The organism is Pseudomonas sp. R19M, assembly GCF_050312585.1.
Taxonomy (GTDB): domain Bacteria; phylum Pseudomonadota; class Gammaproteobacteria; order Pseudomonadales; family Pseudomonadaceae; genus Aquipseudomonas; species Aquipseudomonas palleroniana.
Genome location: NZ_JBNPJV010000086.1, coordinates 40291 through 54770 on the forward strand (window position 1 = coordinate 40291; position 14480 = coordinate 54770).

Annotated in this window: 13 protein-coding genes; 5 read left to right on the forward strand and 8 right to left on the reverse strand. The window is 61.3% G+C overall.

Features of this window, described 5'->3' with window-relative positions; translation table 11 throughout:
• Positions 1-34 precede the first annotated feature (34 nt).
• From ACQRBT_RS19295 to ACQRBT_RS19305, 3 genes are all read left to right on the forward strand, one after another.
• Positions 35-799: an enoyl-CoA hydratase-related protein gene (locus ACQRBT_RS19295; RefSeq protein ID WP_090370131.1), complete on the forward strand. Its 765-nt coding sequence runs from the start codon at positions 35-37 to the stop codon at positions 797-799.
• 110 nt (positions 800-909) lie between these two features.
• The gene (locus tag ACQRBT_RS19300; RefSeq protein ID WP_244385526.1) at positions 910-1992 is read left to right on the forward strand and encodes a catalase family peroxidase; all 1083 of its coding nucleotides are present in this window, start codon (positions 910-912) and stop codon (positions 1990-1992) included.
• Entirely contained in the window at positions 1989-2528 is a 540-nt protein-coding gene (locus tag ACQRBT_RS19305; protein ID WP_060756733.1) for a cytochrome b, read from the forward strand. The genes ACQRBT_RS19300 and ACQRBT_RS19305 overlap by 4 nt, the downstream gene beginning before the upstream one ends.
• A 17-nt stretch (positions 2529-2545) precedes the next feature.
• Here ACQRBT_RS19305 and ACQRBT_RS19310 read toward each other — a convergent pair whose 3' ends face one another.
• A complete protein-coding gene (locus tag ACQRBT_RS19310; RefSeq protein WP_104994181.1) occupies positions 2546-3697 on the reverse strand; it encodes a M14 family metallopeptidase in 1152 nt (383 codons plus the stop codon).
• Between the two features lie 465 nt (positions 3698-4162).
• A complete protein-coding gene (locus tag ACQRBT_RS19315; protein ID WP_104994179.1) occupies positions 4163-4513 on the reverse strand; it encodes a DUF6124 family protein in 351 nt (116 codons plus the stop codon).
• A gap of 131 nt (positions 4514-4644) precedes the next feature.
• Between ACQRBT_RS19315 and ACQRBT_RS19320 the strand changes: the two genes are divergently transcribed.
• Complete coding sequence (locus tag ACQRBT_RS19320; protein ID WP_412047257.1) at positions 4645-5283, forward strand: LexA family protein; 639 nt, start codon at positions 4645-4647, stop codon at positions 5281-5283.
• Here the strand turns inward: ACQRBT_RS19320 and ACQRBT_RS19325 are convergent.
• The 4 genes from ACQRBT_RS19325 to ACQRBT_RS19340 are packed head-to-tail and all read right to left on the reverse strand — an operon-like array spanning position 5280 to position 10806.
• Complete coding sequence (locus tag ACQRBT_RS19325; protein ID WP_412047256.1) at positions 5280-7205, reverse strand: acetyl/propionyl/methylcrotonyl-CoA carboxylase subunit alpha; 1926 nt, start codon at positions 7203-7205, stop codon at positions 5280-5282. The genes ACQRBT_RS19320 and ACQRBT_RS19325 overlap by 4 nt on opposite strands.
• Positions 7202-8008: a gamma-carboxygeranoyl-CoA hydratase gene (locus ACQRBT_RS19330; RefSeq protein ID WP_412047255.1), complete on the reverse strand. Its 807-nt coding sequence runs from the start codon at positions 8006-8008 to the stop codon at positions 7202-7204. The genes ACQRBT_RS19325 and ACQRBT_RS19330 overlap by 4 nt, the downstream gene beginning before the upstream one ends.
• Before the next feature lie 15 nt (positions 8009-8023).
• Positions 8024-9631, reverse strand: a complete 1608-nt coding sequence (locus ACQRBT_RS19335) for a carboxyl transferase domain-containing protein (RefSeq protein WP_060756727.1) — start codon at positions 9629-9631, stop codon at positions 8024-8026.
• An 11-nt stretch (positions 9632-9642) separates the two neighbouring features.
• Entirely contained in the window at positions 9643-10806 is a 1164-nt protein-coding gene (locus ACQRBT_RS19340) for an isovaleryl-CoA dehydrogenase (protein WP_412047254.1), read from the reverse strand.
• Between the two features lie 150 nt (positions 10807-10956).
• Here ACQRBT_RS19340 and ACQRBT_RS19345 point away from each other — a divergent pair, with 150 nt between their 5' ends.
• Complete coding sequence (locus tag ACQRBT_RS19345; RefSeq protein ID WP_104994174.1) at positions 10957-12594, forward strand: AMP-binding protein; 1638 nt, start codon at positions 10957-10959, stop codon at positions 12592-12594.
• A 543-nt stretch (positions 12595-13137) separates the two neighbouring features.
• Here ACQRBT_RS19345 and ACQRBT_RS19350 read toward each other — a convergent pair.
• Positions 13138-14037, reverse strand: coding sequence for a hydroxymethylglutaryl-CoA lyase (locus ACQRBT_RS19350; protein WP_161549181.1), 900 nt, complete (start codon positions 14035-14037; stop codon positions 13138-13140).
• 16 nt (positions 14038-14053) lie between these two features.
• Positions 14054-14446, reverse strand: coding sequence for a MerR family transcriptional regulator (locus ACQRBT_RS19355; protein WP_060756723.1), 393 nt, complete (start codon positions 14444-14446; stop codon positions 14054-14056).
• Between the last annotated feature and the right edge of the window lie 34 nt (positions 14447-14480).

A 14480-nucleotide genomic window follows, 5' to 3' on the forward strand; every position in this document is an offset into this window, starting at 1 on the left:
GGTTGTTGAAGATTATCAATTAGTGGAGGTGCTTATGAATGTATTGGTCGAACGTCATGGCCGGGTGATTCTGGTCAGGCTCAATCGCCCTGAAGTCAAAAATGCGCTGAGTTCGGCGCTGATGACCGAACTGGTTTCTTGTCTGGAAACCCTTGACCGAGATCCTGAGGTGGGCTGTTTTGTGATCACCGGCGGCACGGACTATTTTGCCGCGGGGGCCGACATCAAGGAGATGAGTGGCAAGTCCTATCTGGAGATGCTCAACGAAGACTATTTCGTCGGCTGGGAAGCGTTCACCCGGCTGCGTACGCCCACCATCGCCGCAGTCGCCGGATACGCTTTTGGTGGCGGGTGTGAACTGGCGTTGATGTGCGACATGATTTTTGCCGCCGACACCGCCACGTTTGCCCAGCCTGAAATCAAGCTCGGCGTGATGCCTGGCATGGGCGCCACCCAGCGTTTGACAGGGTTGATCGGCAAGGCCAAGACCATGGACTTGATATTGACTGGCCGGCCGATGACGGCCCAGGAGGCCGAGCAGGCCGGGTTGGTGTCGCGTGTTTATCCGTCGGCGGCTTTGTTGGAGCAGGCGCTGGCGGTGGCTGCACAGATCGCCGGATTTTCTCGCACGGCTACCCGGGCGGCGCGAGAGGCTGTGGAGCAATCCCTTGAGGTGGGATTGCACGAGGGCGTGCGTCTGGAGCGCCGATTGTTCCACGGCCTGTTCGCCACGCCGGACCAGCAGGAGGGCATGCAGGCGTTCTTGGGCAAGCGCGCGGCTTCCTTTAACCAGAGGTAGAAGGGCGGCGCATCTACTTTGAAAATAACTACAGTAAAAGGGGAATAAACCTACATGGGATTCGTCTCATAGCTCATTTCCCCCTACGGCCACGTGCCCTGGAGCTTTTCATGGTAGATCATTCATCACCGCCACGGCCGCCCCTCAGTACAGCCAGTCTGGTCGTCAGGCTGGCGTGTATTGGTGGTGTGGTGGCGGTTATGGCTGGGGCGTTTGCCTACGTCAATGGCACCCTCGACCCCCAGCGCCTGCGCCCCAAGACCTTGGTCAATGCCTTGGAAACCAATAACGGCCAGCACCCAGGCTTCCGGCGCAATCATGCCAAGGGCGTGTGCGTAGCCGGTTATTTCGAAAGCAGCCCTGAGGTGCGTGCCTACTCCAGCGCCGAGGTATTCAGCGCGGCGAAAACCCCGGTGATTGGCCGGTTTGCCCTGCCCAGCGGTAACCCTTATGCGCCGGACAGCAGCGTGCCGATCCGCAGTCTGGCCTTGCAGTTCAGCCAGGCCAACGGCCAGCAATGGCGCACGGGCATGAACAGCATGCCGGTGTTCCCGGTGGGCACGCCCGAGGCGTTTTACCAGTTGCTCAAGGCCGGCGCGCCGGACCCGGCCACCGGCAAGCCGAATCCTGCGAGCATGCCCGCGTTTTTCGCCGCACACCCGGAGACGGCGCCGTTCCTGGCGTGGGTCAAGACCGCCAAGCCGTCGGCCAGCTATGCCACGCAAACCTATAACGGCATCAATGCGTTTTACCTGGTAGGCACTGATGGCAAACGCCAGGCCGTACGCTGGGGCGTGGTGCCGCAGAGCCAGGACGCAAGCGGTGACAGCGCGCCGCCGGGCAGCGATTTCCTGGAAACAGACTTGGTGCAGCGGTTGGCGGCCGGGCCGCTGCGTTGGCAATTGAACATGACCCTGGCCAACCCCGGCGACCCGGTGGACGACGCCAGCAAGCCCTGGACCGGTGAGCACAAGGTGCTCAACGCCGGCACCCTGGTGCTGCAAAGCAGCCAGCCCCAGGCGGACGGTGATTGCCGCGATATCAACTTCGACCCGCTGATTCTGCCCAGCGGCATCGAAGCCTCCAACGACCCATTGCTGGCTGCCCGTTCGGCCGCTTACGCCAGTTCCTACCTGCGCCGCGCGGGTGAAGTCAGCCCACTGCACAGCGCCCCACAGGAGTCGAAGCCATGAATGCTCAACCCAGGTTTTTCGCACCACTGGCGCGTCTGCTGCATTGGTTGATGGCGCTGATGATCATCGCCATGTTGTTTATCGGCGCGGGCATGGTGGCATCCGTGTCGGAACGTCACGAGTGGCTGATTCACCTGCACAAGCCGCTGGGTATCGCGATTCTGGCGCTGGTGATCGTGCGCTTGGTGGTGCGTTTCTCTACCCGGCAACCGCCGCTGCCCGCCGATTTGCCACTGTGGCAAGTGTTGGCGGCCAAGGCGTCCCACCTGGTGCTGTACGCATTGATGCTGGTGTTGCCCTTGTTGGGCTGGGCAATGATTTCGGCGGCCGGCGATCCGGTGATGCTCAGCAGTTCGGTACAACTGCCGGCACTGGTAGGGGCGAACGCGCCATTGTTTGCGCTGTTGCGCAAGGCCCATGGTTATCTCGCTTACCTGTTGTTCCTGACGGTGCTGTTGCACCTGGCCGCGGCGTTGTTCCACGGCCTGATCCGGCGCGATGGTGTATTGCAAAGCATGACCGGCACCAAGGGCTGATGCCGGGGGCGGGGAGGTTAGCGCAGCGCCGTGACGATATCGGCCACGGTGCTCAAGACGTCCTTGCCCAATTGCTTGGAGCGCTCGCCTGACCAGCCGGTTTTCGGGTTGGGCGCGTCGTCGTTGTCCTTGAAGGGCATCTCCAGGGTCAGCGACAGGCAGTCGTACTTCTCGCCGACGGCATTGCAGGCCAGCGTCATGTTGGCCTCGCCCGGCAGGTCGCGGGTGTAGCCGTGGGTGGTCTGGAAGTCGCGGGTCAACCCACTCAAGTGGCTGCGGAAGTGTTTTTCCAGTTTCTCGATACGCGGAGTGTAGCCGGGATTGCCTTCGCAGCCGGCGGTGAACACGTAGGGGATTTCCTCGTCGCCGTGGATATCGAGGAACAGGTCGACGCCATACTTTTCCATCTGCTGCTGGGCGAACAGCACTTCGGGGCTGGTTTCCTGATTGGCGCTCTGCCAGGCTCGGTTGAGGTCCTGGCCCATGGCATTGGTACGCAGATGCCCATGGATGGCGCCATCGGGGTTCATGTTCGGTATCAGGTACAGGTCGGCGACGGACAGCAGTTTTTTCAGCTCGGTATCGCCGTCCTGTTGCAGGCGTTCGATGATGCCTTCCATAAACCATTCGGCCATGTGCTCGCCGGGGTGTTGCTGCGCGATGATCCAGACTTTGCGTCGGCCTTCGCCACCCTTGCCACGGCGCAGCAATTGGATATCGCGGCCCTCGACACTTTTGCCGGTAGCGAGCAACTCAGTGCCGGCGCGATTCAGGGCCTGGTCGATCAGCCAGTCATGGCGTTCACGGCTGTAGGGTTCGAAGTAGGCGAACCACACTTGTTTCTCGCGAGTCTGGAGGCTGATGTGCAGGATTTCGCCATCAAAGCGCGTGGGCACGCGAAACCAGTTGATATGGTCGTACGAAGCCACGGCGTTATAGCCGCTCCAGGCATGTTTATAAGAGGAGCGGCCCGCATTGCTCAGGCGGAAGGTGTGGGTGTGCCCCACATGCATGCCTTCAGCCTTGAAGTGGAACCATTGGAAGTGCGGGCTGCGGGTATCGGGTTTGATCGCCAGCAGCAACTGATAAGCGTCGCTGGCATCCAGGACCTGGATATTGCCGCTGTCGAAGTCGGTGCTGATCTTGATTGAGGTCAAGGCCACGGTCATAGTCTGGCTGCCTGATTATGAGTTGTTGTGGCGGATATCTTACACAGGCGCGAGGAAAAATCTGGATGCAAAATTGTTGCAGGGGGAGGGGGCGTCATCCTTGACGCTCTGGCAGCTTAGAATCTATGAGATTGATTCTCAAGCGCTATTTCTCAAAGATACGGGCTAGAGCGTTCATGCGACTTTCTTTGGTTGATGCTCTTTTGCTACCATGCGCGCCATCGAGCAACACACAGTCTTCATTAGCCTGAAGCCATGCCAGGGAAACTGGCAAAAAAAAGACCCGGCCAAAGAGCCGGGTCAAAAACCGTGATTAGCCTGATGAGGAGATATTCCAAGAGTCCGACCTAAGGTCCCTTGGTCTATCGACTGATCTCGCGATCAGCTGAGTCCAATAATAATCATTATCATTTGCAAGTCAAATGTTTTTATCCGTCGGATAGAAATATTTTTCCCGCGTGCCCGTCATGCCTGTGACTGCGGCACCGATGCCTGCAGCGACCGTTCCACCATCGCTTTGGCCATATCAATCAAATACACCACTGAAAATGCCAGGTCCCGTTGGTTGCCCTGATGGTTGCTCGCCGATTCGTAGGCCGTGGCTGCCGCGCTGCGCAACAGGTCTGAAGCGTGGACCAGGGCTTCCTCCTGGCTGATGCCGGGGTGGATGGCGAACAAGGCCTCTTCCGGCATCGATGCAGACATATCTTCTTTCAAGTAGAAGTCCAACGCGCGCTGGGCCGCGCCGCTGCTGCGCATGCCGTGCAGTTCGTCGTATTCAGGTGTTTGAGCGAGTAAAGACGGGCTGGTCATCATAAGGGGCGCTACTCTGAGTGGGTGTCGAAAACCTTATGTTCGATGATAGTACGTATCGTATTTATGTCGTTTTATGGATTACTACAAACTGTTTATTGCCCTGGAAAATACGCAACGTATTGTCAGGCGCCATGGATAAATGGATAGCGCTGGTCAGAACCCACATGAAAGACCGCAAGGTCACGCAGGACCAATTGGCCGAGCGCCTGGGCATGTCCCAGGGGGGCGTTGGCCATTGGCTGAATAAACGCCGCGTGCCCAGCCTGGCGGACATGAACCGGGTACTGAAGGAACTCGGCCTGGGGTACCTGGAAGTCGCGCTTGAGGTTCGTGAACGAATCAATGAGGGGGCTGAGGCCCACGAGCAACACTACAACCCGTATTTTCGCTACCCGGTCAGCGACTGGAAAGGGCTCTGTGAAATGCGCGAAGAGCGCGGCACCTACGCAACTGCGCGCTTTGAACCGACCGATTACCACGCCCAGGGCGAGGCATTCTGGCTACCCGTGATGGGGGACGCCATGACGGCGCCCAGCGGTCTGAGCATCGGCGCCGGCATGCTGATCCTGGTGGACCCGGCCATCGACGCCGCACCTGGCAAGCTGGTGCTTGCCCAATGGGCCGACAGCGCCCAGGCGACCTTTCGCCAGTTGCAGGAAGAGAGCGGCCAGCTCTACCTGGTACCGCTCAATCCCACTTACCCCAAGCAGGTATTCAGCGACGATTGCCGAATCCTCGGCGTCGTGGTGCAAGCCACCGCGAAGTTTTAGTCCGCCGTTTCCAGCTCCACCAAGGCACTGCCTTCGGCAACCATTTCACCTTCCTGGCAAAACAGCGCCTTGACCACCCCGGCCTGGGGGGCACGGATGCTGTGTTCCATCTTCATCGCCTCCAGCACCACCAACTGCGCCCCGGCTTCCACACTTTGCCCGACGTCCACCAGCACCCGCACGATACTGCCGTTCATGGGCGCCGTGAGGCCGCCTTGATGCGACTGGTTGGCCTCGACCGCCGCAATCGGGTCAAACAGGCCGACCGCATGCATCTCACCGTCCCAGCGCAGATACAGCAGCGCCCCCTGGCGCACCGCCAGATGGCTGCGACGCACGCCGTGCTGTTCGGTCAGCAACTGCTCATCGCGCCACTGCGATGTGCTGTCCGCCAGCGTCACCAGCCGGTCTTGCCCGCCGCAGCTCAAATGCAGGGAGACCTCGGCCGGCAGCCCGGCGCGGAACCCGCGTGTGTCCGCCCAGGGGCCATCGGCGGTCGGCAGGCTCTGCATGAAGGCCGAGCCTGCCATCTGCCAGAACTCATCGCTCAATGCGCCGGGCGACGGCAACAGCTCATCCTGATAGCGCGGAATAAACCCGGTATCCAACTCTGCCGCCGCAAACGCCGGATGCCCGATGATCCGCCGCAGAAAACCCAGGTTGGTCTTGAGCCCGCCGACGGCGAATTCATCGAGCATGCTCAATAACCGCAACCTTGCCTGTTCGCGGTCTTCGCCCCAGGCAATCAGCTTGCCCAGCATCGGGTCGTAGAATGGCGAGACACTGTCCCCTTGGGCAACGCCGCTGTCCACGCGGCGGCCTGGGCCCGGCGCCGACTCGCGATACAGCGCCAGATGCCCGGTGGCCGGCAGGAAATCATTGGCCGGGTCTTCGGCATACAGGCGCACTTCAATCGCATGGCCGATCAACGGCACCTGCTCCTGGGTGATCGGCAGCGGTTCGCCCTGGGCGACACGGATCTGCCAGGCCACCAGGTCAAGGCCGGTAATCGCCTCGGTGACCGGGTGTTCCACCTGCAGCCGTGTGTTCATCTCCATGAAGAAAAACTCGCCGCGCGCGTCCAGCAAGAACTCCACGGTGCCCGCGCCCACATAACCGATGGCCTGGGCCGCACGCACGGCGGCTTCACCCATGGCTTTGCGTTGTTCCACGCTCAAGCCGGGGGCGGGCGCTTCCTCCACGACTTTTTGATGACGACGCTGAATCGAGCAGTCGCGCTCATTGAGGTACAGGCAGTGGCCCTGCTGATCGGCAAACACCTGGATTTCCACATGGCGTGGCTTGAGCAGGTACTTCTCCACCAGCATCTGCCCATTGCCGAAGGACGATAGCGCTTCGCGCTGGGCGGAAGCCAAGGCTTCAGCCAGTTGGCTGACGTCCTCGACCACCTTCATGCCCTTGCCGCCGCCACCGGCCGTGGCCTTGAGCAGCACCGGGTAGCCGATGCGTTCGCAGGCGCTGCGGAAGGTCTCCAGGTCCTGGGCCTCGCCGTGATAACCCGGCACCAGCGGCACGCCCGCGCTTTCCATCAGTGCCTTGGCAGCCGACTTGCTGCCCATGGCGTCGATGGCCGAGGCGGGCGGGCCGAGGAAGATCAAACCAGCCGCTTCAATCGCACGCGCAAAGCCGGCGTTTTCCGAGAGGAAGCCGTAGCCCGGATGAATCGCCTGGGCGCCGCTGGCCTGGGCGGCGGCGATCAGTTTGTCGATTTGCAGGTAGCTGTCGGTCGCTTTGCTGCCACCCAGGTCAACGCAAATGTCTGCCTCGCGACTGTGGCGCGCATCGCGATCGGTGGCGCTGTGTACGGCCACGGTGGTCAGGCCCATGGCTTTGGCCGTGCGCATCACGCGACAGGCAATTTCGCCACGGTTGGCGACCAGTACGGTGGTCAGCTTGCTCATGAACGTGGCTCCTGCGCTTGCCAGCTGGGCGGGCGTTTCTGCAGGAAGGCGCGCAAGCCTTCCTGGCCTTCGGCGCTGACACGAATCCGCGCAATGGCATTTTCGCAATAGCGGCGCAGGGCCGGGGTGAGAGCGCCGTTGCCGACTTCGCGCAGCAAATCCTTGCTGGCGCGCATCGCGGCCGGGCTGTTTTGCAGCAGGTTGGCGACCCACTGTTCGACCTGCAGGTCCAGCTCACCGGCGGGGTAGCTTTCCGCCAACAGGCCGATTTCCCGTGCGCGCTGGCCGCCAAAGCGCTCGGCCGTCAAGGCATAGCGGCGCGCCGCGCGTTCGCCGATGGCTTGCACCACAAACGGGCTGATCACGGCCGGGGCCAGGCCGATGCGCACTTCCGACAAGCAGAACTGCGCATCATCGGCGCCAATCGCCATATCGCAGCAACTGATCAGGCCCAGGGCGCCGCCATAAGCCGCCCCTTGCACCACCGCGAGGGTCGGGATCTTCAGCTTGGCCAGGTTGTACATCAACTCGGCCAGCTCGCGAGCGTCGTCCAGGTTGGTGTGGTAGTCCAGCTCGGCCGATTGTTGCATCCAGGCCAGGTCGGCACCGGCGCTGAAGTGTTTGCCGCGCCCGCGCAGCACCAGAAAGCGCAGGGACGGGTCGGCCTGTACCCGGTCGAGGGCGATGATCAATTCACGGATCATCTCGGCATTGAACGCGTTGTTCTTGGTCTCACGACTGAGCCACAGGGTGGCGAAACCACGCGTGTCGGTGACCAGTTCGAGGGTGTTGAAATCGCTCATGGGGTACAGCTCCATTTACATGCGGAACACGCCGAAGCGGCTCGGCTCGATGGGGGCGTTCAGCGCGGCGGACAAGGCCAGGGCCAGCACGTCGCGGGTCTGCAACGGGTCGATGACACCGTCGTCCCACAGGCGTGCGCTGGAGTAGTAGGGGTGGCCCTGAGTCTCGTACTGGTCGAGGATCGGCTGCTTGATCGCCGCCTCTTCCTCGGCACTGAACCCTGTGCCCGCACGTTCGGCTTGTTCGCGCTTGACCTGCACCAGCACGCCGGCCGCCTGTTCGGCACCCATCACGCCAATGCGTGCGTTCGGCCACATCCACAGGAAGCGTGGGTCGTAGGCTCGGCCGCACATACCGTAGTTACCCGCACCAAAACTGCCGCCGATGATGACCGTGAACTTCGGCACCTTGGCACAGGCCACTGCCGTGACCAGCTTGGCGCCGTGTTTGGCGATACCGCCGGCCTCATACTTCTGGCCGACCATGAACCCGGTGATGTTCTGCAGGAATACCAGTGGAATCCCGCGCTGGCAGGCCAGTTCGATAAAGTGCGCGCCTTTTTGCGCGGCTTCGGCGAACAAGATGCCGTTATTGGCCAGGATCGCAACCGGGTAGCCCTGCAGGTGCGCAAAACCGCACACCAGTGTGGTGCCGAACAGTGCCTTGAATTCATCGAACACCGAGCCGTCGACCAGCCGTGCGATGACCTCGCGGACATCGAACGGTTGCTTGGCATCGGCCGGGATCACGCCGTAGAGTTCTTCGCCGCTGTACAGCGGCGCCTCGGGCGGCCGTTGCCGCAACTCACCCTGCTTGCGCCAGTTGAGGTTGGCTACACTGCGGCGCGCCAGGGCCAGGGCGTGTTCATCGCTGTCGGCATAGTGGTCGGCCACGCCGGAGATTTTGCAGTGCACGTCCGCGCCGCCAAGGTCTTCGGCGCTGACCACTTCGCCGGTAGCGGCTTTCACCAGCGGCGGGCCGGCGAGGAAGATGGTGGCTTGCTGACGCACCATGATTGCTTCGTCCGCCATGGCGGGCACATAGGCACCGCCTGCGGTGCATGAGCCCATGACCACGGCGATCTGCGGGATGCCCTGGGCGCTCATGTTCGCCTGGTTGAAGAAGATCCGCCCAAAGTGCTCGCGGTCAGGGAACACTTCATCCTGACGCGGCAAGTTGGCGCCACCGGAGTCCACCAGGTAGATGCACGGCAGGCGGTTCTGCTCGGCGATGGTCTGGGCGCGCAGGTGTTTTTTGACGGTGAGCGGGTAGTAGGAGCCGCCTTTCACCGTGGCGTCGTTGGCGACGATCATGCATTCGACGCCTTCCACGCGGCCGATCCCGGCAATCACCCCGGCGGCCGGCACGTCTTCACCGTAGACCTGGTGAGCGGCCAACTGGCTGAGTTCCAGAAACGGCGAGCCGGGATCCAGCAGGCGGTTGATGCGCTCACGCGGCAGCAGTTTGCCGCGTGAGGTGTGCCGCTCCTGGGCCTTGGCGCCGCCGCCTTGCTGTACTTGAGCAAGCAAGGCGTGGAGGGCGTCGACTTGTTCGCGCATCGCCCTGCTGTTGGCGGCGAACTCCGCCGAGCGCGGGTTGAGCTGGGTGTGCAAGGTGGCCATGGCGTGCTCCCTCAGCGGGTTTCGTTGAAGAGTTCGCGACCGATCAGCATCCGGCGAATTTCGCTGGTGCCGGCGCCGATTTCATACAGCTTGGCGTCACGCAACAGGCGTCCGGCAGGGAACTCATTGATGTAGCCATTGCCGCCGAGAATCTGGATGGCATCGAGGGCCATCTGCGTGGCGCGTTCGGAACTGAACAGGATCACCCCGGCAGCGTCCTTGCGCGTGGTTTCGCCGCGCTCGCAGGCCTGGGCGACCGCGTACAGGTAAGCGCGGCAGGCGTTGAGTTGGGTGTACATGTCGGCGACCTTGCCCTGGATCAGCTGGAACTCACCGATGCTCTGGCCGAACTGCTTGCGGTCGTGGATATACGGCACGATCAGGTCCATGCAGGCTTGCATGATGCCAATCGGGCCGCCCGCCAGGACCACGCGTTCGTAGTCCAGGCCGCTCATCAGCACTTTGACACCGCCATTGAGCGTACCGAGGATATTTTCTTCGGGCACCTCGACGTCATCGAAGAACAGCTCGCAGGTGTTGGAGCCGCGCATGCCCAGCTTGTCGAACTTGTTGCTGCGGCTGAAACCTTTCCAGTCGCGCTCGACAATAAATGCGGTGATGCCATGGGCGCCTTTTTCCAGGTCGGTCTTGGCGTAGATCACATAGGTGTGGGCGTCCGGGCCGTTGGTGATCCAGGTCTTGCTGCCGTTAAGCACGTAGTGATCGCCGCGTCTGTCGGCGCGCAGCTTCATCGAGACCACATCGGAGCCGGCATTCGGCTCACTCATGGCCAGGGCGCCGATATGTTCGCCGCTGATCAGCTGGGGCAGGTACTTGAGTTTCTGCGCGTGGCTGCCGTTGCGGTTGATCTGGTTGACGCAGAGATTGGAGTGGGCGCCGTAGGACAAGCCGACCGAAGCCGAAGCGCGGCTGATCTCTTCAATTGCCACCACGTGGGCCAGGTAACCCAGGCCGGCGCCGCCATATTCTTCCGCGACGGTGATGCCCAGCAGGCCCATATCACCGAACTTGCGCCACATATCGGCGGGGAACAGGTTGTCGCTGTCGATCTGTGCCGCGCGGGGTGCCAGTTCCTTGGCCACGAAGGACTGCACTTGATCGCGCAGCATGTCGATGGTTTCGCCGAGGGCGAAGTTAAGGGACGGGTAACTCATGGACAGGCACCTTAATGTGAGCTTTGTTGTTGTGTGGGTTGAGCGGCAGGGAAGGTCGCTAACCTTTACGTTAACGTAAGCTTGCCTTGCGACGCTGTCAATCGTAGTTTACGTTTACGTCAACCTACAAAAAAGACAACAGGGGTCGTTATGGATCAACCGCATCAGAGCTACAGCCGTGGCTCCCAGGACAAGACCTTGCTGGCCATGACCATTGGCCAGGCATTCGATCGCACCGTCGCGCAGTATCCGGATGGCGAGGCACTGGTGGTGCGTCACCAGCAATGTCGCTACACCTGGCGGCAACTCTGCGAGGCGGTGGACCTGCACGCCCGTGCGTTCCTGGCCCTGGGCATGCAAACCGGCGATCGCCTGGGTATCTGGGCGCCCAACTGTGCCCAGTGGTGTATCAGCCAGATCGCCAGCGCCAAGATCGGCGTGATCCTCGTCAACATCAACCCGGCGTATCGCAGCAGCGAGCTGGAGTACGTGCTCAAGCAGTCCGGCTGCCAGTGGCTGGTGTGCGCCGGGTCATTCAAGACTTCCGATTACCATGCCATGCTGCTGGAGTTGAAGCCCGACCTGCGCGGCATCATCAGTCTCGACCCGGCCCCGCCTGCGGGTTTCCTGCCCTGGTCGCAGCTGGCGGCGCTCGGTGCAGGCGTGCCGCCCGAGCAATTGCATACCCGCCAAGCCAGCCTGCACTTCGACCAAGCCGTCAACCTCCAGTACACCTCCGGCACTACCGGCTTCCCCAAGGGCGCCACCCTGAGCCACCACAACATCCTCAATAACGGTTACATGGTCGGCGAAAGCCTGGGCCTGACGGCGCAGGATCGCCTGGTGATCCCGGTGCCGCTGTATCACTGCTTTGGCATGGTCATGGGCAACCTGGGCTGTATCACCCACGGCACCACCATGATTTATCCGAATGACGGCTTTGATCCGCTGCTGACCCTCACCGCCGTCGCCGAAGAGCGCGCGACCGGCCTGTACGGTGTGCCGACCATGTTTATCGCGATGCTGGATCACCCACGCCGACGCGAGTTCGACCTGTCGACCTTGCGCACCGGCATCATGGCCGGCGCCACGTGCCCTATTGAGGTGATGCGCCGAGTGATCAGCGAGCTGCACATGAGCGAGGTGCAGATTGCCTACGGCATGACCGAAACCAGCCCGGTGTCGCTGCAGACGGGGCCGGATGACGACCTCGAGCGCCGTGTCACCACCGTTGGCCGCACCCAGCCGCAGTTGGAAAACAAGATCATCGACACTGCCGGTAACACTGTGGCGCGGGGCGAGATCGGCGAGTTGTGCACCCGTGGCTACAGCGTGATGCTCGGCTACTGGAACCACCCGCAAGCCACCCGCGAGGCCATCGACGATGCCGGCTGGATGCACACCGGGGACCTGGCGACCATGGATGAGCAGGGCTACGTGAGCATTGCCGGACGCAACAAAGACATGATCATCCGAGGTGGCGAGAACGTGTACCCGCGTGAGCTGGAGGAGTTTTTCTTCACCCATCCGGCGGTGGCGGATGTGCAGGTCATCGGCATCCCGGACGCACGCTACGGTGAAGAGATCGTCGCCTGGATCAAGTTCCATCCCGGCCACGCCGCCAATGAGCTGGAACTGCAAACCTGGTGCAAGGGCCGCATCGCCCACTTCAAGACGCCCCGGTATTTCAAGTTCGTGGATGAGTTTCCGATGACGGTGACGGGCAAGGTGCAGAAATTCCGCATGCGCGAGATTTCCATCGAAGAGCTGGGAGAAGGGCGGGGGTAAAACCCGGAAAGCACAAAGGGGACCCGGAGGTCCCCTTTAATTTGTCGTTGCGTGCTCTTTTTTTATTATTGAGGGGCGGCCTATTGTTGTTTTTGGCAGCCGTTACCCTTTACCGCTGTTTTTGGCGACCCCCATGCGGGGTCAAGAGCAAACGTATTTTTTTGAGCGCTGATCTGCTTCTTCGCGTGCGATCCAACCAGTGGGTAGCTACCTGATGGTAGTTTTATTGTTCTCTATCCGGTTGCGGGTTTCGGCATGCCGTACCCTGCGAAGCACATCTTCTCCAAAAAAATCTGTTAGCTGCGTCTCTGCCGTGTTGTTTTTGTTATGTCAGAGTCGTTTCGTCTTATTTTTATTAGGTTTGGCGCTTTTTATTCTTGTTATGCCATAGAGATAGCAGAAGCCGTGCCAACTTTTTAAAACCCTTTAAAATCAATGGTTTGATTTTTTAGTAGGCAACGGCCTACGGCAAATAAGACAAAATATGTTCCCGTGTTACTCGTTAAGTAGCGAGGCGGTAACACATTGTCACGACCACGCTACTCAAACGGCGTTACGCGCCTTGGCTACACGCGAGCCCGTGGGGCGGCCCAGCACCGCGCTGATCTTTTGGCCTGCACGTATCAAGGCGTCCAGGTCGATACCGGTCTCGATACCCAAGCCGTTGAGCAGGTACAGCACATCTTCGCTGGCGACGTTACCGCTGGCGCCCTTGGCATAAGGACAGCCGCCGAGGCCCGCGATAGAGCTGTCGAACACACTGATCCCTTCCAGCAGGCTGGCGTAGATATTGGCGATCGCCTGGCCATAGGTGTCGTGAAAGTGCCCCGCCAGCTTGTCCCGCGGCACTTGGGCGCCCACCACTTCGAACAATCGCCGCGTGGCGCCTGCGGTGCCGGTGCCGATGGTGTCGCCCAGGGACACTTCATAACAGCCCATGGCGTACAACTCCCGCGCGACAGCCGCCACTTGTTCTGGTGCAACTTCACCCTCATAGGGGCAGCCCAGCACACAGGACACATAGCCGCGTACGCTGACGCCATGCTGCCGGGCGGCGGCCATGATCGGCGCGAAGCGCTCCAGGCTTTCGCTGATGGAGCAGTTGATATTGCGTTGTGAAAACGCCTGCGACGCCGCCGCAAAGACCGCGACTTCCTTCACCCCCGCAGCCAGCGCATCTTCAAAACCGCGCAGGTTCGGCGCCAGGGCACCGTAGGTCACCCCAGGTTTGCGCTGGATCTGTGCAAACACCTCGGCCGACCCGGCCATCTGCGGCACCCATTTGGGTGAAACGAAACTGCCGACTTCGATATAGCTCAAGCCCGCCGCGCTGAGCGCGTTCACCAATTGGACCTTGTCGGCCACGCTGATGGGCTGGGCTTCGTTCTGCAGACCGTCGCGTGGGCCGACTTCGACCAGGCGGACATACGAGGGGAGGGACATGGCAGTTACCTTCTGATCAATGGCCGGCTTGGCTCATGGTGTGCGCCAGGGCCTGGGTGCAGCGCTCTTCGGCGGTGTCCAGTTCCAGCTTCATTTGTTCGATATCCAGCAACTGTTGCTCAAGCTGCGCACGCCGTTCGGCGATCTTGGCCAGCATGCTGTTGAGTTGCACGTGGTTGCCGCTGGTGGGGTCGTAGAGTTCGATCAACTCGCGGCACTCGGCCAGGGAGAAGCCGATGCGCTTGCCGCGCAGGATCAGCTTGAGGCTGACCTTGTCCCGCGCCGAGTAGATGCGCTCCTGGCCCCGGCGTTCCGGGGCCAGCAGGCCTTGTTCTTCGTAGAAGCGAATGGCGCGGGTGGTGATGTCGAGTTCGCGGGCGAGGTCGGAGATGCTGTAGGTCGTACTCATGGTGGCGCTCAAGGGATGGCTTGGGCGCTAGGCT